This is a genomic window from [Pseudomonas] carboxydohydrogena, assembly GCF_029030725.1.
GTDB lineage: Bacteria > Pseudomonadota > Alphaproteobacteria > Rhizobiales > Xanthobacteraceae > Afipia > Afipia carboxydohydrogena.
The window spans coordinates 370617-391272 of record NZ_CP113162.1 but is presented as its reverse complement, the minus strand read 5'-3'; the positions used below and the strand labels follow the sequence as shown (position 1 = coordinate 391272).

Below are 20656 nucleotides of genomic sequence, written 5' to 3'. Positions count from 1 at the left end.
CCCAATTCGCTATAGCCTGTAAGGGCGAAGGTGACGTCCCGAACCATGTCGGAAGCGAGGAACGAGCGGATGCGCAGCGCGCTGGGAGGTCCCCGCGTCTTGTTAAGGCGGCTGCGCGAAGTGATGGCCGAACAGGTCAGCGCGCAGGACCGCCTCGACAAGATCGTGGTGCTGATCGCCGCCAACATGGTGGCGGAGGTCTGCTCGACCTACGTGCTGCGCGTGGACAACACCCTCGAGCTCTACGCCACCGAGGGCCTCAACCCAGACGCCGTTCACAAGACGGTACTGAACGCGCACGAGGGTCTCGTCGGCCTTGTTGCGAGCGAGGCGCAGCCGCTCAACCTGTCCGACGCCCAGAACCACCCGGCCTATTCGTACCGCCCGGAAACCGGCGAAGAAATCTACCACTCCTTCCTCGGCGTGCCGATCCTGCGCGCGGGTAACACGCTCGGCGTGCTCGTGGTGCAGAACCGCGCGCGGCGCACCTATGTCGAGGAAGAAGTCGAGGCGCTCCAGACCACCGCGATGGTGCTCGCGGAGATGATCGCCTCGGGCGAGCTGTCCTCGCTCGCCCCGCCCGGCGCCGAACCCGCCGCCCGCATCTCGGTCCACAAGTCCGGCTCGATCCTGTCGGACGGCATCGCGCTCGGGCATGTGGTGCTGCACGAGCCGCGCGTCGTCATCACCAACTACATCGCCGAGGATGTGCCGCGCGAGATCAAGCGGCTCGACAGCGCCGTCACAAAATTGCGCGCCGACCTCGACCATATGCTGGAGCGCGGCGACGTCGCCGACGGCGGCGACCACCGCGACGTGCTCGAAGCCTATCGCATGTTCGCCAACGATCAGGGCTGGCAGCACCGCCTGCGCGAAGCGGTCGCCACCGGCCTCACCGCCGAAGCCGCCGTCGAGCGCGTGCAGTCCGACACCCGCGCGCGGATGCTGCGCTCCACCGATCCCTATCTGCGCGACCGCCTGCACGACCTCGAAGATCTCGGCCATCGCCTGATGCGCCAGCTCGTCGGCCGCGATCATGCGCCCTCGCGCGAGCAATTGCCCGACAATGCGATTCTCGTCGCGCGCGCGATGGGTCCCGCCGCCTTGCTCGACTACGACCGCAACAAGCTGCGCGGTCTCGTGCTCGAGGAAGGCACCGCGAACTCCCACGTCTCGATCGTGGCGCGCGCACTCGGCATCCCCGCGATCGGCGAAGTCGCCAACGCGCCGGGCCTCGCCGATCCCGGCGACGCCATCATCGTCGATGGCACCTCCGGTTCGATCTATGTGCGGCCCTCGCAGGAAATCCAGTCGGCCTATGCCGAGCGCGTGCGCTTCCGCGCCAGACGGCAGGAGCAGTATCGCGAGCTGCGCGACAAGCCGTGCCGGACCAAGGACGGCCAGCCGGTCGAACTGATGCTCAACGCGGGCCTCGTCATCGACCTGCCGCATATCGAGGATGCGGGCGCGGCCGGAATCGGCCTGTTCCGCACCGAATTGCAGTTCATGGTCTCGACCAGCCTGCCGCGCACCAGCGAGCAGCTCTCGCTGTACCGCACCGTGCTCGATGCCGCCGGCGACAAGCCGGTGACGTTCCGCACGCTCGACATCGGCGGCGACAAGGCGCTGCCCTACATGGACACGATCGTCGAGGAGAACCCGGCACTCGGCTGGCGCGCGATCCGGCTCGGCCTCGACAGGCCCGGCCTGTTGCGCGGCCAGATTCGCGCGCTTCTTCGCGCCGCCGCAGGCCGCGCGCTGCGCATCATGTTTCCGATGGTCACGGTGGTGCGCGAGTTCGACGAAGCCAAGACCATGGTCGAGCGCGAGCTGACCTATCTGCGCCAGCACGGTCACACGCTGCCCGAGCGCATCGATGTCGGCACCATGATCGAGGTCCCCGCGCTGCTCTATCAGCTCGACGATCTGTTCGAGCGCGTCGATTTCGTCTCGGTCGGCTCTAACGATCTGTTCCAGTTCCTTTATGCGGTGGATCGCGGCAACGCGCGCGTCACCGACCGCTTCGACACCATGTCGGCGCCGATCCTGCGGGCGCTGCGCCACGTCGCACGCAAGGGCAAGGAAGCCGGGAAATCCGTGTCGCTGTGCGGCGAGATGGCCTCGCAACCGCTCGGCGCGCTGGCGCTGATCGCGCTCGGCTATCGCTCGATGTCGGTGAATGCCACCGCCCATGGTCCGGTGAAGGCGCTGATCCTCGAACTCGACGCCGCCAGAATCGAAGCCGAAATGGCGACATGGCTCGACACGCCCTATGACCGCGTGCCGATTCGCGAGAAGCTGACGGCGTTCGCCGCGAGGCGGAAGGTCTGCCGTTGTAGCGAGGCTCGCGCCCGCCTGCACCCTTTCCGCTGCTTCGTGAGACCATCCTTATGCTGCCCGACGCCAAACTCGATATTCTGCTGGCCCGCCATGCCGCGCTTGAGGCGGAATTGATGGCGCAAGTCAGCGCCGAGACGTACGTCCGCGCCACCCGCGAACTTGCCGAAATTTCTCCCGTGGTCGAGGCTGTGAAGGCCTACCGCGCAGGCGCGTCGGAGATTGCCGACCTCGATGCGATGATCGCCGACCCCGCGACGGACGCCGACATGCGGGCGATGGCGGAGAGCGAACGACCCGTTCTGCTTGAGAGGCAGGAGAGCCTGGAACAGGAGATCCGCGTCGCGCTGCTGCCGAAGGACGCGATGGACGAACGCAATGTCGTGCTGGAAATTCGCGCCGGTACGGGGGGCGACGAGGCATCATTGTTCGCGGGCGACCTGTTCCGCATGTACGAGCGTTTCGCCGCGTTGCAGGGCTGGAAGGTCGAGGTGATGTCGGCGAGCGAAGGCACCATGGGCGGCTTCAAGGAAATTGTCGCCGAAGTGCAGGGCCGTGGCGCGTTCGCGAAACTCAAATTCGAATCCGGCGTGCATCGCGTCCAGCGCGTTCCGGACACCGAAGCGTCCGGGCGCATCCACACTTCCGCCGCCACCGTGGCCGTGCTGCCGGAAGCCGAGGAGGTCGATATCGACATCAAGGACAGCGATCTGCGGATCGAGACCATGCGCGCGCAAGGCGCGGGCGGCCAGCACGTCAACAAGACCGAATCCGCGATCCGCATCACCCACATTCCGACCGGCATCGTCGTGATGATGCAGGACAGCCGCTCGCAGCACAAAAACCGCGCTTCCGCGATGAACATCCTGCGCTCGCGCGTGCTCGACGGCGAACGCCAGCGCGCCGCCGCCGAACGCTCGGCCGACCGGCGCGGGCAGGTCGGCTCCGGCGATCGTTCCGAGCGCATCCGCACCTATAATTTTCCGCAGGGCCGCGTCACAGACCACCGCATCAACCTGACGCTGTACAAACTGCCGCAGGTGATCGCGGGCGAAGCGCTGGGCGAGCTGGTCGATGCGCTGACGACAGAACATCAGGCCGCATTGCTAGCCGCCGAGACGGCCGCGTGAGCCTCACAGGACTGAGCCTCGATCAGGTGCGGCGCGAGATTCGCGCGCAGCTCGAGGATGCCGGAATCGAATCGCCCGAACTCGATACGCGGCTCCTGCTGGGCGATGTTCTTCACCTCGATCTTACCGGGCTGGTTGCTGCCGCCGCGCGCACGCTCAATGCAGATGAAGCCGCAGCGCTCGAGTCCCGCATACAGCGCCGGATCGCCGGAGAGCCAGTTGCGCGAATTCTGGGCCGCAAGGAATTCTGGGGACTTTCTTTCGCATTGTCCTCCGCGACGCTGGTGCCGCGTCCCGACACCGAAACCATCGTCGAGGCGGCGCTTGCCTTGCTGAAACAGGACGGGCGCCTGAACGACGCGCTGCGTATCGCCGACATCGGCACCGGCTCGGGCGCGATCCTGCTCGCACTTCTGTCCGAACTGCCGAACGCGCTCGGCATCGGCACCGACATCAACCCCGACGCACTGAATATGGCTGCACAAAATGCCGTCGCACTCGGCCTGAACGGGCGCGCGCGCTTCATCGAGTGCAATTACGCCGACGCCTTGCGCGGACCGTTCGACCTCATCGTCTCGAACCCGCCCTATATTCCCTCGCGCGACATCGACGGTCTCGCGATCGAGGTGCGCGCGCACGATCCGCGCCTTGCGCTGGATGGCGGCCCCGACGGACTCGATGCCTATCGCGTGATCGCGCCCGCGGCCTTTGAACTTCTGGCGCCCGGCGGCGTTGTCGTCCTTGAAATCGGACAGGGTCAGGAGAGCGATGTGGCCCGCCTGATGGCCGGTGCCGGGCCCGATGCGGGGGTCTCCGCAAAAGCCGACCTGAGCGGGATTCCGAGGGCTGTCATAGGGAGGAAACCCTTGTTTTAAAGGGGTTTCCGGACATAAAAAAATCACTTGGCGATTGGCTTAAGAGCGATTAGGTTCCGGTCATATCGGTTGGCCCTCCGGTTCCGCGCGGCGGATGGAAGGGCAAGGTCCTCGAGGAACTCTTTCGGGAAACAGAGGACCGCCGGACAGGGGTTCCGAAAGCGGATTGATTTGGGCGCGAAGGGCGAGAGAGCCGCGCTGCCTGCTTCCAGCAAATGAAAGCTGTTTAGGCTTGAACATTCAACCATGACATCGGCAACTGCCCGCTTCACGCTCAGGGCAGGAATTGAGGTCAACCCGCCATGGCGGCGCGCCATGGCCATACAGTTACATGGCTTGCAGACGCTATGTGCCGCTGAACGCCGGGCGATATGTCCGAATTATGCTCAACGGTGCCTCGTCATCGAGTCCGGACCAGACGCGGAATTGCTCCATTTCGATCAACACCATCAAGGATCGGTAAAAGGCACGACATGAGGAACGGTCAGAACAACAACAAGCGTATGCGCGGTCGCAACAATAACAACAACCATAACAACCGCCGCAGCCAGAACCCGATGACACGGGTGTTCGAGTCCAACGGGCCTGACATCAAGATCCGCGGCACCGCATCTCATATCGCCGAAAAATACGTTCAGCTGGCACGCGACGCGCGCTCCTCGGGCGATCCGGTCGCAGCCGAGAACTATTACCAGCACGCCGAGCATTACTTCCGCCTGATCGCCGCCGCGCAGGAACAACTCCGTCAGAACCAGCCGCAGCAACAGCCGCGCCTCGATAACGATCTCGGCGACGACGCCGGCGAGGATGACAATTATTCGAATTTCGGAGCCGAGCCGGGCTTCGCTCCGCAGCCGCAGCAGTTCGCGCCGCGCGAGCAGGCGCAGCCCTATCCGCAGCAGCGCGAACAGCCGCAGCCGCGTGAATATCGCGAGCCGCGCGAGAACCGCCAGCCGCAGGCACAGCCCGATAGCGGCGCAGCCGGGCTGCCGTCGTTCATCACCGGCGGCGCGGCGCAACCGGCGGCAAACTTCGAATCCAATGGCACCGGCGCGCCGCAGGGCGAGCGCTTCGCCCATCGCCGCCGTCGCCCGCGCGGCCCGCGTCCCGAGACGCAGGCTGCCGGCTCGATGCAGCCGGACGGCGATCTCGCCAGCGAGTAATTCTTTTACAAACGATCAAGGCCGCTGCCGTCGCAGCGGCCTCGGCACCAGCGCGGGCTCCAGCGCCGGAATGAGGCGCGTGCGTTCGCGCTTTGCGGGAATGCCGCGATAGACCTGCTTCGTCGCCTCGACCAGCAGCACGCCCGGAAACGGCGACGACAGCGCCGCGCTCATTTTTTCCCACGCCATCGCCGAGCGCAGCATCCATCCGCTGTCGATCGGCGGTACGAACAACGCCTCGCTCCACGCGATCGGCGTGAACCACGTTCGCCGCAGCAATTGCGTGAGCTGGCTGCGCGAATAAGGCTGGCCGTGCCCGAACGGCGTGTTGTCGCCGCGCGCCCAGACGCCACGGCGATTCGGAATCACCATCATGATCCGGCCCGACGGCGCGAGCACCCGCCACACCTCGCGCATGAAACTGTCCGGATCGTCCGACATCTCCAGCGCGTGCACCAGCAGGATGCGATCCACCGCCGCATCCGGCAGCGGCAGCGAGAATTCATCGACCAATGTCGACAGCGTCGGCCGCGCCGTCGGCCATTTCAGCACGCCCTGCGCGGCCGGCATGAACGCGAAGCAGCGTTCGCAATTGTCGCGGAACAGGCCGAGGTAAGGCGTCGCGTAGCCGAGGCCGAGCACGCGCTGGCCTTCCGCATCGGGCCAGTGCCGTGCGATGCCGCGGCTGATCAGACGCCGCGCCACCGCGCCGACGCGCTGCGAATAGAACCCGCGAAGATCGATGACATCGATGGTCATGCAATTTCTTACCACGCCGACGGCGCTTGCATAAGCCTGCGGCGGGAATGCAGGGTTAACCCCTCCCCTGCGGCATGCTAGACACGGTTAACCTTGAAATTGCCGGAGCGACCATGGCTGCTGAAATCCGCGTATTCCCGTGCCTGAGCGACAATATCGGTTATCTCATTCACGATCCCTCAACCAAGGCGACCGCGGCCATCGACGCGCCGGAAGCCAAGCCGATCATCGCCGCGCTGGAGCGCGAGGGCTGGACACTCACGGACCTTCTCATCACTCATCATCACGCCGACCACACCGACGGCATCGCGGAGCTGAAGGCCAAATACAAATGTCGCGTCGTCGGCCCCTATGAGAAGCGCGCGCATATCGACGGGCTCGATATTCACGTCAAGGAAGGCGACACGGTGAAGGTCGGCAATCTCACCGCGCGGGTATTCGAGACGCCCGGTCACACGCTCGATCACATCAGCTACATGTTCGACGAGGCGCATGCGCTGTTCTGCGCCGACACGATCTTTTCCATCGGCTGCGGCCGCGTCATCGAGGGCACCTATCCGATGATGTGGGACTCGCTGTTGAAGCTGCGCGCGCTGCCGAACGATACCCGCGTCTATTGCGGCCATGAATACACCGCCTCCAACGTCAAGTTCGCGCTCGGCATCGAACCTAACAATCCGGCGCTGAAGAAGCGCGCGGACGAAGTGACCCGGCTGCGAGCGGAAAACAAACTCACCATTCCCTCGCTGATGCGCGACGAGAAGGAAGCCAATGTATTCCTGCGCGCCGACGTGCCCGCCGTCGCGGCTTCGCTCGGCATGAGCGGCAAGACGCCGGCGGAGGTGTTCGGCGAAATCCGCGAGCGCAAGAACCGCGCGTGATGAGCCGCACGCCGCTCACCGCCGCCGAAATGATCGCCCGCCTCGGCCTTGCCCCGCACCCGGAAGGCGGCCATTTCCGCGAGACCTTTCGCGACATGGCCGCCACGCCGGATGGCCGCGCGCGCTCCACCGCGATCTACTTCCTGCTGGCGGCGGGCGAACGGTCGCACTGGCATCGCGTCGATGCGGTCGAGACATGGCACTATTATGCGGGCGACCCGCTGATCCTCAGCATCGCCGGGGATAATGTGCGGCACGACATCACGCTCGGCGGCGACCTTGCCGCGGGCGAAATTCCGCAGGCCATCGTGCCGTCGCACGCCTGGCAGGCGGCACGCTGCCTTGGCGCATGGACGCTGGTCGGCTGCACCGTCGCCCCGGGGTTTGAATATTCCGGCTTCGAGCTGGCACCGCCGGACTTCGATCCGGCACGCACGATTTGAACATCAACGCTTCGCGCGAAACGCATCCTTCGCCGCAAGCAGCCCGCCGCCCGCGATGAGAAGCGCCGCGAGCCAGAGCGACGATGTCGGCTCGGCATAGCCCCCGACAATCAGCAGCAGCGTCGATAACAGCGGCGTCGCGTAGGACGCAGCGCCCAGCAGGCGGATGTCGCCGCGCTTCATGCCGATATCCCACGCATAGAACGCAAGTCCCACCGGCCCGATGCCAAGTGCTGCGATCGCCATCCATTGCGTCGCGGTCTGCGGCATCACTGTTGGCTCGAAAGTGAAATGCACCAAAGCGGCCAGCACGGCGGTCGCGATGCAGAAGCCCGTCACCACATCGGTCGGCACCGCGCCGAATTTGCGCGACAGCACCGAATAGCTCGCCCAGACAAAAGCCGCGCAGAGAGCCGCAAGGAATCCCGGTGCATACCGCCCCTGAAACGCGCCCGACAAATCGCCGCCGAACAGCATCACCACGCCCGCAAAGCCGAGCAGCGCGCCGACGATGTGATGCAAGGCAAGCCGCTCACCCGGCAGCCACGACGACAGCAACACGATCAGCAGCGGCCACAGATAGTTCAGCAGCCCCGCTTCCGCCGCGGGCGCGAAGCGCAATGCCAGAAAATACAGCGCGTGATAGCCGAACAGTCCGGCCACGCCGACGAGCCAAACCACCGGCCGCTGGCGCAGGGCGGCCATCGCGGCGGGCCGGAACAGCCAGCCCGCCATGCCCGCGAGCGCGCCAATCGCGAACGTCACCGCCAGCAACTGAAATGCGGGGATCGCTCCCGTCGCGACTGTCAGCGCGGCGAGCGCGGACCACAGCAGCAACGCCACAAGGCCGATCAGGGTCGCGGTGGAAGATCGCATGGGTCACACAGGCGGCATCGCCGCAACTCAATCAGCGATGCCGCCGGTGCACGCCATCATCAGGCCAGATATTGTCCGCCATTCACCGAAAGCGTCGAGCCGGTGATGAAGGCCGAATCGTCCGCCGCCAGAAACACCACGGCGCGCGCGATCTCCTCCGGTTCGCCGAGCCGGTTGGCGGGGATCAGCGGCAGGATCTTCTGCTCCAGCACATCCTTCGGCACCGCCTGCACCATCTCGGTGTTGATGTAGCCGGGGCAGATGGCATTCACGGTGATGCCGCCGCGCGCCGTCTCCAGCGCCAGCGCCTTGGTGAAACCGATATCGCCTGCCTTCGAGGCCGAATAATTCACCTGGCCGAACTGCCCCTTCTGGCCGTTGATGGAGGAGATGTTGATGATGCGGCCAAACTTGCGCGCGCGCATGCCCTCGATCACCTGACGCGACATGTTGAACAATGAGCCGAGGTTGGTGTTGATGACGGCATTCCACTGATCCAGCGTCATCTTGTGGAACGGCGTGTCGCGCGTGATGCCGGCATTGTTGACCAGCACATCGACCGGACCGACCTCCGCCTCGACCTTCTTGACGCCTTCGGCGCAGGCATCGAACGAGGCCACATCCCATTTGTAGACGGCGATGCCGGTCTCGGCCTTGAACTTCGCGGCGGCTTCGTCGTTGCCCGCATAACTCGCTGCGACATTGTAGCCCGCGCCCTTCAGCGCCTTGCTGATAGCCGCTCCGATGCCGCGGGTACCGCCTGTCACCAATGCCGTGCGAGTCATGACATCCTCCTCGTTCTTTATCGTTGCACTAGTCATCCATCACGACAGTTTCACGATCAAACGTCAAACCAAAAAAGAATGCCCGGCTTTAAACCGGGCATTCCGCGCATCGTCAGGTATCAATGCGTTGTTCTGTGTATACCAGATCAATCGCGTTCCACGCACATCGCGATGCCCATGCCGCCGCCGATGCACAGCGTCGCGAGCCCCTTCTTGGCGTCGCGCTTCTGCATCTCGTACAGCAGGGTGATCAGGACACGCGCGCCGGACGCGCCGACCGGATGACCGATCGCAATGGCGCCGCCATTGACGTTGACCTTCGAGGTATCCCAGCCGAGGTCCTTGTTGACGGCGCAGGCCTGCGCGGCGAACGCCTCATTGGCCTCGATCAGGTCGAGATCATCGGCTTTCCATCCGGCTTTCTCCAGCGCGCGGCGGGACGCCGGAATCGGCCCGGTGCCCATGATCGCGGGATCGACACCGGCCTGCGCCCAGGAGACGATGCGCGCCAGAGGCTTTTTGCCTTCCTTCGCGGCCCGCGAGGCCGTCATCAGTACGATGGCGGCAGCGCCATCATTGATGCCGGATGCGTTGCCCGCGGTGACGGACCCCTCCTTGTCGAAGGCCGGACGCAGTTTCGCCATGGCCTCCAGAGTCGCGCCATGGCGGGGATATTCGTCGGTATCGACGGTGATGTCGCCCTTGCGGGTCTTGACGATGAAAGGGACGATCTCGTCCTTGAAGCGTCCGGCCTTCTGCGCGGCCTCGGCCTTCTGCTGCGAGGCAACCGCGAACTCGTCCTGCTGCTGGCGCGTGATCTGGTACTGCTTGGCGACGTTCTCGGCGGTGTTGCCCATATGGTAACCGTTGAATGCGTCCCACAGGCCGTCCTTGATCATCGTGTCCACGAGCTCGGTGTTGCCCATCTTCACGCCGCCGCGCAGATATTGCGCATGCGGGGCCATGCTCATGGATTCCTGACCACCGGCCACGACGATCTCGGAATCGCCGTTCTTCAGCGCCTGATAGCCGAGCGCGACCGCCCGCAGACCCGAGCCGCAGAGCTGGTTGACACCCCAGGCCGGGCTTCCCACCGGAATTCCGGCCTTGATCGAGGCCTGACGCGCCGGATTCTGGCCCTGTCCCGCCGTCAGTATCTGGCCCATGATGACTTCCGAGACCTGCGAGGGATCGACGCCGGCGCGCTCGAGAGCGCCCTTGATCGCGATCGCGCCAAGTTCATGCGCCGGCACGGTGGCGAAAGCGCCGTTGAAGGAGCCGACCGGAGTGCGGGCGGCGCTGACGATGACGACATCGTCTGACATGGGACATCTCCTTGACATTGAAGCGCGAGGCTTGATGAAGCGCAGGGCCTGGTTGAACCGGCATGGGCGATGCCGGGGCAGATTAACTTAACCCTTTCCAGCCAAACGGCCAGACATCACCTCTCTACTTTCGTCGAGAATGGGCCGCTGTGGACCCGCGCTGGCCGTTAACCTGCCGTTCACAAAACGGTAGCCGAGCCCGGCTGAACGTGCTTACTTTCTGCATCGCACTATTTGCCGTGCGAGAGTTCCTGTCTCCTCAATTCTGCGGCGTGAATTCATGGCGAAATCCGACCAGCCCATTACGATCAAGAAATACGCCAACCGGCGACTCTACAATACCGGCACCAGCACCTATGTGACGCTCGAAGACCTCGCCAGCATGGTCAAGGAGGGCGAGGATTTTCTCGTCTACGATGCCAAGACCGGCGACGACATCACCCGCTCGGTTCTGGCCCAGATCATTTTCGAGCAGGAAAACAAGGCGGGGCAGAATTTGCTGCCGACCACCTTCCTGCGCCAGCTGATCCGGTTCTATGGCGACAGCATGCAGATGGTGGTGCCGAAATATCTCGAGCAATCGATCGACACGCTGACCCGCGAGCAGGAAAAATTCCGCAAGCAGATGACCAACACCTTCAGCGGCACGCCGTTCGCGCCGCTTGAGGAACACGTCCGTCGCAACATGGAAATGTTCGAGCGGACCTTCGCGATGTTCAAGCCGTTCGCGGCGCCCGCGACACGCAACGGCGCGGAGACGCAGGCGCCCGCGCCCGGCACCGAGCCCGCCGACAACGACGACATCGACGAGTTGAAGCGCCAGATGAGGGAAATGCAGGAGCGGCTGGAGCGGATGTCGAAGCCCTCCGGCGATAGCAACTGAGATTTTCAGAAGTTCAGCGAAAAGGCCGGGCCATCCCGGCCTTTTTCCTTGGGCCGCCGCTTATCGCACGTCCGCGACAGGATGCGGGGCGGCAACCAGATCCCACGGCCGTTGTGTCGAGGCAAGGCCGGTCAGCCGGCCCTGAATGTAGTCGCAACCCCAGATTCGCAGGAACCTGGCGGCTTCCTCGTCCTGCACCCATTCGGCAACGGTCTTGAGCCCGAGCCGATGCGCCAGATCGATCATGGTCTGCACGAAGGCGCGGTCGTCCGCCGAGCGCGCGATGTTCTGCACGAAGGCGCCGTCGATTTTCACGATATCGACGCCGAGCTTGCGCAAATTCCGGAACGACGTGTAACCCGCGCCGAAATCATCGATCGCGATGCGGCTGCCGAAATCCTTCAACCGATTCACGAAGCCGCGCAAATCGTCGATGTCCTGGATCGCAATCGTCTCGGTGATTTCCACGATCATGCGCTCCGCCACGCCGGGATAGGCGCGGAACAGGGACTCGATGCTTGCCCACCAGTTCGGGTCCATCGTGGTGTCGGGCGAAATGTTGAGGCTGAGCTGCACCTGCGGCGACCGCGCAAGCTCCTCCACCACAAGTTCGAGCACGCGATGATCGACAAGGCGAATGAGACCGAGCTTCTCGGCCACCGGGACGATGTCGGGCGCCAGCGAAAATTCGCCTTCGCCATGCCGCATCCGCACCAGACATTCGTAGAACGCGGGCTGGCGTGAGACCGCCTCAACCACCGGCTCGAATGCCATGACGATGCGGTGCTCATTCAAGGCGGCCACGATCTCGTCGGTGACGCGAATATTGACCCGGCGCTGCGCATCGCGCTCGACATTCGGATGCCATGCATGGAACGAACCGCGGCGGCGGCGCTTCGCCGTCTCCAGCGCCTCCTGTGTCCGGCTCATGGCTTCTTCCGCCGTGCGGGCATAACGCGGCGCGTTGACCGCACCGATCGAGGCCGTCAGCGACACCGGCCCGGAGGCGGTCGGCACGATCTCGTCGCGGATACCCGCGAGAAAACGCTCGGCCGCTACCTGCATGTCGTCGGCGGTGCAGTTCTTCAGGATCAATCCGAACTTGTTGCCGGAAAACCGGCCCAGCACGTCGCCGCCGCGCAGCCGGGCGCGAATCCGCCGCGACACCTCGCAGATCACCTCGTCGGCGACATCGAAGCCGAACGCCTCGTTGAGGCGGGCCAGATGGTCGATGCCGATCAGCATGAAGGCGAAGGAGGAGCGGAAGCGCGCGGCTTCTTCCACGGCCTCCGCAAGCGCTGCGGCGAGATGAGTGCGGTTGAGATCGCCGGTCAGCGGATCGCGCTGCGAAAGTTTGCGCAACTGTTCTTCGTGGGCATGCCGCTCGTTGTTGATGCGCAGGATGCCCCGCACATAAGCCGGCTTTCCATCGGCGCCCGCGAACCAGCGGCCGGTTTCCTCGATCCAGACGACCGGCGCCGACAGCCGCGCGCGCAGCCCATATTCGATCTGATAGGAAACACCCTGTCCCAAATCCTGCGCCGAGCCATGCATCACCGCCTCGCGGCGCAGATGCGGCTGCGGTTCGATCAGCTTGGCGAATTCCGCCCCCAGCTCCATCGCGTCCGATGGCACATCGGGCAGGACCTCATGGATATTCGCGCTCCACGACAGCGCGTCGCTTGCCATATCCCAGGTGAAGGCCGCCTGCCCCAGACATGCCAGAACCGTGTCCACGGATGATTCTTCGAGGCGGCCGGGAGCCGTCTCTGGAAGGGATATCGCGGAAGATTCTTGAATTGCGGACACTGTGCCTCGATCCGGGACAGACTCGAATCATTCGTTCGGAAGCATAGAGCGTGAATGCACCGCCACACTAGGTCGCGGTCCCTAAACAATTCAAAAAAGCGCGGATTTCCGGCGATCCCGCAAAGGGTAAGACGTTGCCGCCATGCCCGGCATAATCCTTGCGACGTCTGCACCGAAGCACCGTGGCTGTCCCATACCGGGACAGATGGCGCACCGGAATGGCGGCGATGATATCGGCAATTTCACCCGGACAAGGACTGGCGGCGCAGCCGCTTGAGAGCGGTTCCCATGCCAAGGCGCCTGAGACATCGCCCGCAGCGACGGAACTGGTGCCCGTTGCCCCGGTGCAGTCCATGAGCCGGTCACAAAGCCCAAGGCTGCGCCCCGATCCATCCTTCGTGATGCATCTGATCGCGACCGCAGCCCTCGCTCCGCAAACCCGCAGACTGCGGCAGACCACCGCGAGCGACGGCATGGCGCGCTACGCCGCAACGCGCGTCGCGGTCCAGCCGCGCGCATCGGGCAGATCGCGGTTCAACGACATCGCCTGATTTTGTGAGATCAGTCGCGGCGCGGCACGATCGGCGGAGGCACCGGCCTCGTCGTTTCCTGCCCGTCATGATCGCGCACGAGATCGGACGCGCTCCAGTCCGAAACGCTCTTGTGCGCAGGCTCCACCTTCACCACACCGCCAATGTCACCGGGCTTCGCCGCATCCGGCTGCACATGCTGCGAGGGGCTATCGACCTCGGGCGTGATGACCTCCATCTGCGGATGGGAGAGCGGCGGCTCTCTGGGTGCGAGTGGCGGAGGCTCAGTGCGGACAGGCGCGGGCGCGGAAGGCGGCGGCGCGGCAGGAACGGGGGCAGGAGAAGTTGCGGGCGCAGGTGCGGGCGCGGCTTCATGGCCGGCGCTCCGCAGCATCGCGCGGCGCGCCGCACGATGGCGCAGACTGAGCGTCAGGCCACCCAGGAAATCGACAAATGTGAGAAGCACCAGCAGGGCAAAGGCCGAGGTGCCGAACGGCGCGAGCCACAGGAATTCGGCGCCCGCCGCGCCGAGCACAACCAGCGACAGGATGTGATCCATCACATATTTGGCGCCGGGCCTTGAAGCGCGGGCGAATTCGAACAGCAGGAGAATGATGCCGAGCGCCAGCACGAGATCGTTGAAGCTGACGCCCCACGTGACGCCGGACAACAGCGGCAGCGTGAACAGCGGCGCGGTCAAACCCGCACCGGGCATCAGGAACACAACGATGTTGTAGATCGCGATCGGAATGAGCAGCAGCGGAAAACCGATTGTAGGCATCGGCGAAGCCTTCTATGGCGCAAGCTGCTGAAACGATACTCCGAAACTGCCGCGCGTCACATCACATCCCGCGGCAGGGGCAATCGCGCAAGGCAATCGCGGCGGCTCGCGCCGCGATTGAAGAGATCGCCTTAGTCTTCCTTCTTCACCTTCAGAACCTGACGGCCTTTGTACATGCCGGTCTTCAGGTCGAGATGGTGCGGACGGCGCAATTCACCCGAGTCCTTGTCTTCGACATAGGTCGGCTTCTTGAGCGCATCGGCCGAGCGGCGCATGCCGCGACGGGATGGCGATGTTTTTCTGCGGGGAACGGCCATTGGATCGTCGTCCTTCAAGCGAAAGCAGCCCGCCCTCGGGAGCTTTCTGGAGAATTTCGGTTGAGGCCGCGCTTATAGAGGATGAAGGCGTCTGACGCTAGGGCTGGAGCGGCTGAAAATGCTTCAAAATCTTCAATTCCGGGTCCAGCAGGCCAAAATCGCCGCCGAACGGGCGCGCGCCGTGTAGGTCCCGGCCAGACGGCGGATATGGGCGCTGGGCGCGCGGGCGCTGCGGGTCACGGGATTGGGCAGGACAGCGGCCAGAAGCGCTGCCTGATGGGGTGAAATCGCAGAAACACCCCGGCCGAAGGCATAGCGGGCACCTTCCTCGACGCCGAATTGCCCGCCCGGCCCGAACTCTGCAACATTCAGATAAAGCTCAAGAATTCGCTTTTTTGACAACACGAGGTCGATCCAGAGCGCCAGCGGGAGTTCCAGCCCCTTGCGGATGTAGCTGCGCCCCGGCCACAGGAACAGGTTTTTCGCCACCTGCTGGGTGATGGTGGAACCGCCCCGGGTCACTTCCCCGTCCTCGGCGTCCTCCAGCACGTCGCTCAGGGAATCCCAGTCCACGCCATGGTGGCTGCAAAACCGGGCGTCCTCCGCCGCAACCACCGAGCGGGGCATCGCCGGCGACATCGCCCCGATATCCACCCAGGTCCGCGAGACCGGGCTGCCGGTCAGGAAGCGCCCCGCCATCAGCACCGAAACCGGATGCCCGACCGAGTAAACCGGCACCAGCAGATACGGCAGCAAAAGCAGGGCCGCCACCACCAACAGGATCGCGCGGAGCGGGCGTTTCATCGGCGGCTGACGTTGCAAGAGCCAATGGGGCGGAAGCTGTCCATCTTCCCCCATAGCAGAAGCAGCAACGGGCACCGAATCCGGCATTTATCGCATGGCAGAATTGACGGGAGCGCTTCCATGAAGGCATGGTCCGGCCAAATTTCGGAGTTTTCGATGACCACGGCCCCTGCCTCGACCGCCTCAACCCAGGATTTCAACAAGCTGCTCGACGCGACCGCGGCCGATACCGAGGCGCTGCTCGACCGGCTTCTGTCGGACAAGCCCGAGCAGGGGGAAATCCTCCGCCCCAAGCGGCTGATCGAGGCGATGCGCTATTCCAGCCTCAACGGCGGCAAACGGCTGCGGCCGTTTCTCGCGGTGGCGAGTGCCGCGATGTTCGACGTGCCGCGTCAGGGCGCGCTGATGGCTGGCGCGGCGCTTGAATGCATCCATTGCTATTCGCTGATCCACGACGATCTGCCCTCGATGGACAATTCGGACCTGCGCCGGGGCCGCCCGACCTCGCACAAGAAATTCGACGAGGCGACCGCGATCCTCGCGGGCGACTCCCTGCTCACGCTCGCCTTCGACATCATCACCCGCGATGACGTTCACCGCGACCCGACGGTGCGATTGTTGCTGACGCGGGCGCTCGCGCGCGCCGCCGGCATCGGCGGCATGGCGGGAGGCCAGATCATGGACCTCGCGGGCGAGGGCCGCTTCGGCGACAAGGAGCCGCCGGATGTCGCCAAGCTCCAGCAGATGAAGACCGGCGCGCTTTTGAAATATGGCTGCATCGCCGGGGCGCTGCTCGGCCAGGCTTCGAAGGAGCAATATGCGTCCCTCGACGCTTACGGCCATGCCTTCGGCGAGGCGTTCCAGATCGCCGACGACCTGCTCGATGTCGAAGGTGACGCGGCCGCGCTCGGCAAGCCCGCCGGACAGGACGCGGCCCTTGGCAAGACCACCTTCGTCACGCAACTGGGACTTGATGGCGCCAAGCGCCGCCTGCAAGATTTGCTGAAGCAGGCCGACGCCGCGCTCGCGCCGTTCGGCGCGAAGGGCGATGTGCTGCGCGCGGCAGCCCGCTTCGTCGCGGAGCGGCAGAACTAAGGGCGGCATGGCGCAGAAGAAGACGGCTCCCCGCTCAAAAACCGTATCCCGCGAGGACGATCCTCTCGCACGTTTCCGGCGCATGCCGAAAGTCCTGCGCATCATCTATGCAAGGCCGCGATTTTTCATATCGATCGCGGTCGGGCTCATATCTCTATTCCTGCTGCCACCCGCCCTGCGCACGACGACACGGCTGCTGCTCGGCTGGGATATCGCGCTCGTACTTTATCTGACGCTCGCCTACACCACGATCTTTCTCGGCGGGCACGCCAACATCCGCCGCGTCGCCGCGATGGAGGATGACGGCCGCTTTCTTATTCTTGCGCTGACATCTGTCGCGGCCTTCGCCAGCCTTGCCGCCATTGTCTTTGAACTCGGCGCGCCTCATCGTGGCCCGATGCAATCAGGCCTCGCGATCGCCACGATCCTGCTGTCATGGGTCGCGATCCACACCACCTTCGCATTGCATTACGCGCATGAATATTATCGCGGCGAGAGCATCGGCGGCCTCGCCTTTCCCGGAGATGAAAGCGATCCGGATTACTGGGACTTCGTCTATTTTTCCTTCGTGGTGGGCATGACCGCGCAGGTCTCCGATGTCGGCATCACCGACAGGGTGATCCGGCGCACCGCGACCGCGCACGGAATAGCCTCTTTCCTGTTCAATACCGCTCTGCTCGCCTTGACGGTCAACATCGCCGCCAGCGCTCTTTCTCCGGGATAACAAACGGACGTGACTCACGCCTTTCTGACCTTCCTTCTTGTTTTGAGCGTGCTCGCGGCATCGGCGACGCTGGCGCGGCGCCTGCAACTGGCACCAGCCATCGTGTTTCTTCTTGTCGGCGGCGCGCTCGCCTTCACGCCGGGCTTCCCGCCGATCGAAATGAAGCCGGAAGGCGTGCTGCTTCTGGTGCTGCCGCCTCTGATCTACTCCGCCGGCGTATCGATGAGCTGGCGCGAATTCAAATTCAACCTGCGCCCCATCGCGATGCTCGCCATCGGCTGCGTGATCTTTACCACCTGCGCCGTCGCGGTCGCCGTCCATTTCGCGCTCGGCCTGTCATGGAGCGTTGGTTTCCTGCTCGGCGCTATCGTTTCGCCGCCCGACGTCGTCGCGCCGCTCGCCATCGCGCGCAGGATCGGACTGCCGCACCGCATCCTCGTGGTGCTTGAAGGCGAGGGACTGGCCAACGATGCGACCGCGCTCATCCTCTACCGTTTCGCTGTGATGGCGGTCTCAACGGGTGCGTTTTCGCTTTCGACCGCGACCGGCACCTTCGCCGCCATCGTCGTATGTGAAATCCTGTTCGGTGTTGCGGTGGGCTGGCTCAGCCTGCGGCTGCGGCAATGGGCGCACGACCCGCGCGTCGAGATCACGCTGTCTCTGCTCACGCCCTATCTCGCCTTCTGGGTACCCGAACATGCGGGCGGCTCGGGCGTGCTTGCAACCGTCGTCGCCGGACTTTACGTGAGCTGGAACGGCCCCTTGCTGATTTCGGCGGCGACGCGATTGCAGGGGATCTTCTTCTGGGACTTCGCAACCTGGCTGATCGAGGGTGTGCTCTTTCTGATCGTTGGATTCCAGACCCGCGCGCTGGTCGAAACCTCGAAATATCTGCATCTCGGCACGGTGCTGTCGGCCATCGCCATCACGACCGCGATCGTGATCGCAGCACGTTTCATCTGGGTATTTCCCGGCGCCTATCTGCCGCATCTGCTCAGCAAGCGCATCCGCGCACGCGAGGAGCGTCCGCCATGGCGTGCCATCGCGGTTGTCGGCTTCACCGGCATTCGCGGCGTGGTGTCGCTCGCCGTTGCCCTGGCGTTGCCCTACACGCTGGCCAACGGCGACCCCTTTCCTGATCGCGACCTGATCCTGCTGGTGTCGTTCGGCGTGATCTTCATCACCGTCGTCGGCATCGGCGGCACGCTGCCCTTCGTCTCGCGCGCGCTCGGCGTTTCCGAATACGGAAATTACGAGGCACGTCACGAACGCGAGAAGGAGATCGCGGCACGGCGCCAGCTCGTGGCCGCATCGCGCAAGGAATTGAATCGAATCCTCAAGGAGCGCGAACTGCCCGAGGGGCTCGCGCGCTTTCTCGAAGCGCGCCACGAGACCCGGGTGCGCGCATTGCCCGAGCCGCCCGCCAAGGAAGGCGACTTCACGCCTGCGACACGCGGGGCGGCCATGGTGAGGGAAATCATCGCCATCGAGCGCAAGCTGCTGCACAAGCTGCTGCGCGAAGGCAAGATCGCCGACGAGACGCGGCGGCGCATCGAGCGCGACCTCGATCTGGAGGAAGCCGTGGTCGACAATCGCGAGAAGAACTCGCCGCTGTAGAGAGCCACCGTCATTCCGGGGCACGAGCAGAGCGAGCGAACCCGGAACCTTCCCCCATTTACAGATTCCGGATCGGCTCGCGTTGCGGGCCGTCAGCAATGACGGGAAAGACTTATTCCGCCGCGGTGACCTTGGCGTTCGCGCCGTAACGCTGGTCGATGTAATCGATCACCAGCGCCTTGAAATCCGCCGCGATGGTCGGCCCGCGCAGGGTGCGGAATTTCTCGCCATCGACGAAAACCGGCGCGGCCGGCGTCTCGCCGGTGCCGGGCAATGAGATGCCGATATCGGCGTGCTTGGATTCGCCCGGACCATTAACGATGCAGCCCATCACCGCGACGTTGAGCTGCTCGACGCCCGGATAGCGCGTCTTCCAGCCCGGCATCTCGTCGCGGATGAAGCTCTGGATGTCGCGCGCCAACTCTTGAAACACGGTCGAAGTGGTGCGGCCGCAGCCGGGACACGCCGCGACCAGCGGCACGAAGGTGCGGAAACCCATGGTCTGCAAAATTTCCTGACCGACCTTGACTTCGAGCGTACGGTCGCCGCCCGGCTCCGGCGTCAGCGAGACGCGGATGGTGTCGCCGATGCCATCCTGCAACAGGATGCCGAGCGCCGCGGAAGACGCCACGATGCCCTTCGAGCCCATGCCCGCCTCGGTGAGGCCGAGGTGAATGGCATAATCGGAGCGCGAGGCCAGTTCGCGGTACACCGCGATCAGATCCTGCACGTTCGAGACTTTCGCCGACAGGATCATCCTGTTCTTCGGCAGGCCGATCTCCTCGGCGCGCTTGGCCGACAACAGCGCCGACTGCACCATGGCCTCGCGCGTCACCGCGCGGGCGTCGATCGGATTCGGCGACGCCGCGTTCTCCTCCATCAGCTTCGTCAGAAGTTCCTGATCGAGCGAGCCCCAGTTGGCGCCGATGCGGATCGCCTTGTTGTTCTTGATGGCGATCTCGACGATGTCGGTGAACTGGCTGTCGCGCTTGTTCTTGAAGCCGACATTGCCGGGATTGATGCGATATTTCGCGAGCGCCGCCGCGCAATCCGGATATTCGGTCAAGAGCTTGTGGCCGATGTAGTGGAAGTCGCCGATCAGCGGCACGTCCACGCCCATCTTGTCGAGCTTCTCGCGAATGTGCGGGACAGCGGCGGCCGCTTCCTCGCGGTCCACCGTGATGCGCACCATCTCCGAACCCGCGCGGGCGAGCGCCGCGACCTGCGTCACCGTGGATTCCACATCCGCGGTGTCGGTGTTGGTCATCGACTGCACGACGATGGGCGCGCCGCCGCCGACCTTCACGTTGCCGACCGTGACCTGAACGGTCTTGTGGCGGCCCTTCGGACCGGCCTGAATTTCCTTCACATCCTGCGAGCGGGTTAGCAAATCGGCATCGGTCATGGCGTTGAAATATCAGCTTTGTGTGACGGCCGGCCATCCGCCGGACTGGAAACATCTACCAGAAAACTCCCGGCCAAAGCCAGCGAGCCGACTTCGGGGTGCCTGGGACCCTTTTTT

19 protein-coding genes and 1 pseudogene are annotated in these 20656 nt (G+C 64.4%); 11 read left to right on the top strand and 9 right to left on the bottom strand.

The genetic code is table 11. The features are described from left to right. Positions 1-69 precede the first annotated feature (69 nt). The 4 genes and pseudogenes from ptsP to AFIC_RS01855 all read left to right on the top strand — a co-directional run bounded on the left by ptsP (position 70) and on the right by AFIC_RS01855 (position 5505). Positions 70-2339 (top strand): annotated as a pseudogene (ptsP, locus tag AFIC_RS01870) (phosphoenolpyruvate--protein phosphotransferase). 45 nt (positions 2340-2384) lie between these two features. Then, positions 2385-3467 (top strand): peptide chain release factor 1, encoded by a 1083-nt coding sequence (gene prfA, locus AFIC_RS01865; RefSeq protein ID WP_275248608.1) that lies wholly within the window; start codon positions 2385-2387, stop codon positions 3465-3467. Continuing rightward, the gene (gene prmC / locus AFIC_RS01860) at positions 3464-4342 is read left to right on the top strand and encodes a peptide chain release factor N(5)-glutamine methyltransferase (RefSeq protein ID WP_275247501.1); all 879 of its coding nucleotides are present in this window, start codon (positions 3464-3466) and stop codon (positions 4340-4342) included. Before prfA ends, prmC begins: the two co-directional genes overlap by 4 nt. A 473-nt stretch (positions 4343-4815) precedes the next feature. After that, positions 4816-5505 (top strand): DUF4167 domain-containing protein, encoded by a 690-nt coding sequence (locus AFIC_RS01855; protein WP_275247500.1) that lies wholly within the window; start codon positions 4816-4818, stop codon positions 5503-5505. 15 nt (positions 5506-5520) lie between these two features. Here AFIC_RS01855 and AFIC_RS01850 read toward each other — a convergent pair whose 3' ends face one another. Further along, the gene (locus AFIC_RS01850) at positions 5521-6264 is read right to left on the bottom strand and encodes a class I SAM-dependent methyltransferase (RefSeq protein ID WP_275247499.1); all 744 of its coding nucleotides are present in this window, start codon (positions 6262-6264) and stop codon (positions 5521-5523) included. A gap of 113 nt (positions 6265-6377) precedes the next feature. Here AFIC_RS01850 and gloB point away from each other — a divergent pair, with 113 nt between their 5' ends. Beyond that, a complete protein-coding gene (gene gloB / locus AFIC_RS01845) occupies positions 6378-7145 on the top strand; it encodes a hydroxyacylglutathione hydrolase (RefSeq protein ID WP_275247498.1) in 768 nt (255 codons plus the stop codon). Beyond that, the gene (locus tag AFIC_RS01840) at positions 7145-7588 is read left to right on the top strand and encodes a cupin domain-containing protein (RefSeq protein ID WP_275247497.1); all 444 of its coding nucleotides are present in this window, start codon (positions 7145-7147) and stop codon (positions 7586-7588) included. Before gloB ends, AFIC_RS01840 begins: the two co-directional genes overlap by 1 nt. Positions 7589-7591: 3 nt before the next feature. Here the strand turns inward: AFIC_RS01840 and yddG are convergent, their stop codons facing one another. The 3 genes from yddG to AFIC_RS01825 form a co-directional block, all read right to left on the bottom strand. Beyond that, positions 7592-8464, bottom strand: coding sequence for an aromatic amino acid exporter YddG (gene yddG / locus AFIC_RS01835; RefSeq protein WP_275247496.1), 873 nt, complete (start codon positions 8462-8464; stop codon positions 7592-7594). Between the two features lie 59 nt (positions 8465-8523). After that, positions 8524-9249 carry an acetoacetyl-CoA reductase gene (gene phbB, locus AFIC_RS01830; RefSeq protein WP_275247495.1) on the bottom strand — a complete coding sequence of 242 codons (726 nt, stop codon included), beginning with the start codon at positions 9247-9249 and terminating at the stop codon, positions 8524-8526. Between the two features lie 146 nt (positions 9250-9395). Then, a complete protein-coding gene (locus tag AFIC_RS01825; protein WP_275247494.1) occupies positions 9396-10574 on the bottom strand; it encodes an acetyl-CoA C-acetyltransferase in 1179 nt (392 codons plus the stop codon). Between the two features lie 280 nt (positions 10575-10854). Between AFIC_RS01825 and phaR the strand changes: the two genes are divergently transcribed. Beyond that, positions 10855-11457 (top strand): polyhydroxyalkanoate synthesis repressor PhaR, encoded by a 603-nt coding sequence (gene phaR, locus AFIC_RS01820; protein ID WP_275247493.1) that lies wholly within the window; start codon positions 10855-10857, stop codon positions 11455-11457. Between the two features lie 60 nt (positions 11458-11517). Here phaR and AFIC_RS01815 read toward each other — a convergent pair whose 3' ends face one another. After that, positions 11518-13266, bottom strand: coding sequence for an EAL domain-containing protein (locus tag AFIC_RS01815; RefSeq protein WP_420833356.1), 1749 nt, complete (start codon positions 13264-13266; stop codon positions 11518-11520). 353 nt (positions 13267-13619) lie between these two features. Here AFIC_RS01815 and AFIC_RS01810 point away from each other — a divergent pair, with 353 nt between their 5' ends. Then, on the top strand, positions 13620-13817 hold the full coding sequence (locus AFIC_RS01810) for a hypothetical protein (protein ID WP_275247492.1): 198 nt from the start codon (positions 13620-13622) through the stop codon (positions 13815-13817). Positions 13818-13827: 10 nt separating this feature from the next. Here the strand turns inward: AFIC_RS01810 and AFIC_RS01805 are convergent, their stop codons facing one another. From AFIC_RS01805 to mtgA, 3 genes are all read right to left on the bottom strand, one after another. Continuing rightward, a complete protein-coding gene (locus AFIC_RS01805; RefSeq protein WP_275247491.1) occupies positions 13828-14577 on the bottom strand; it encodes a hypothetical protein in 750 nt (249 codons plus the stop codon). Between the two features lie 131 nt (positions 14578-14708). Continuing rightward, a complete protein-coding gene (gene rpmF / locus AFIC_RS01800; protein WP_002718196.1) occupies positions 14709-14894 on the bottom strand; it encodes a 50S ribosomal protein L32 in 186 nt (61 codons plus the stop codon). A 132-nt stretch (positions 14895-15026) separates the two neighbouring features. Beyond that, a complete protein-coding gene (mtgA, locus tag AFIC_RS01795; RefSeq protein ID WP_275247490.1) occupies positions 15027-15698 on the bottom strand; it encodes a monofunctional biosynthetic peptidoglycan transglycosylase in 672 nt (223 codons plus the stop codon). 156 nt (positions 15699-15854) lie between these two features. On the opposite strand from mtgA, the gene AFIC_RS01790 reads away from it, so the two are divergent. The 3 genes from AFIC_RS01790 to AFIC_RS01780 are packed head-to-tail and all read left to right on the top strand — an operon-like array spanning position 15855 to position 19134. After that, positions 15855-16793, top strand: a complete 939-nt coding sequence (locus AFIC_RS01790) for a polyprenyl synthetase family protein (RefSeq protein ID WP_275247489.1) — start codon at positions 15855-15857, stop codon at positions 16791-16793. Positions 16794-16800: 7 nt separating this feature from the next. Then, the gene (locus AFIC_RS01785; RefSeq protein WP_275247488.1) at positions 16801-17517 is read left to right on the top strand and encodes a DUF1345 domain-containing protein; all 717 of its coding nucleotides are present in this window, start codon (positions 16801-16803) and stop codon (positions 17515-17517) included. 9 nt (positions 17518-17526) lie between these two features. Further along, positions 17527-19134, top strand: coding sequence for a Na+/H+ antiporter (locus AFIC_RS01780; protein ID WP_275247487.1), 1608 nt, complete (start codon positions 17527-17529; stop codon positions 19132-19134). A gap of 112 nt (positions 19135-19246) precedes the next feature. Here the strand turns inward: AFIC_RS01780 and ispG are convergent, their stop codons facing one another. Next, positions 19247-20539, bottom strand: a complete 1293-nt coding sequence (ispG, locus tag AFIC_RS01775; protein ID WP_275247486.1) for a flavodoxin-dependent (E)-4-hydroxy-3-methylbut-2-enyl-diphosphate synthase — start codon at positions 20537-20539, stop codon at positions 19247-19249. Positions 20540-20656: the final 117 nt, after the last annotated feature.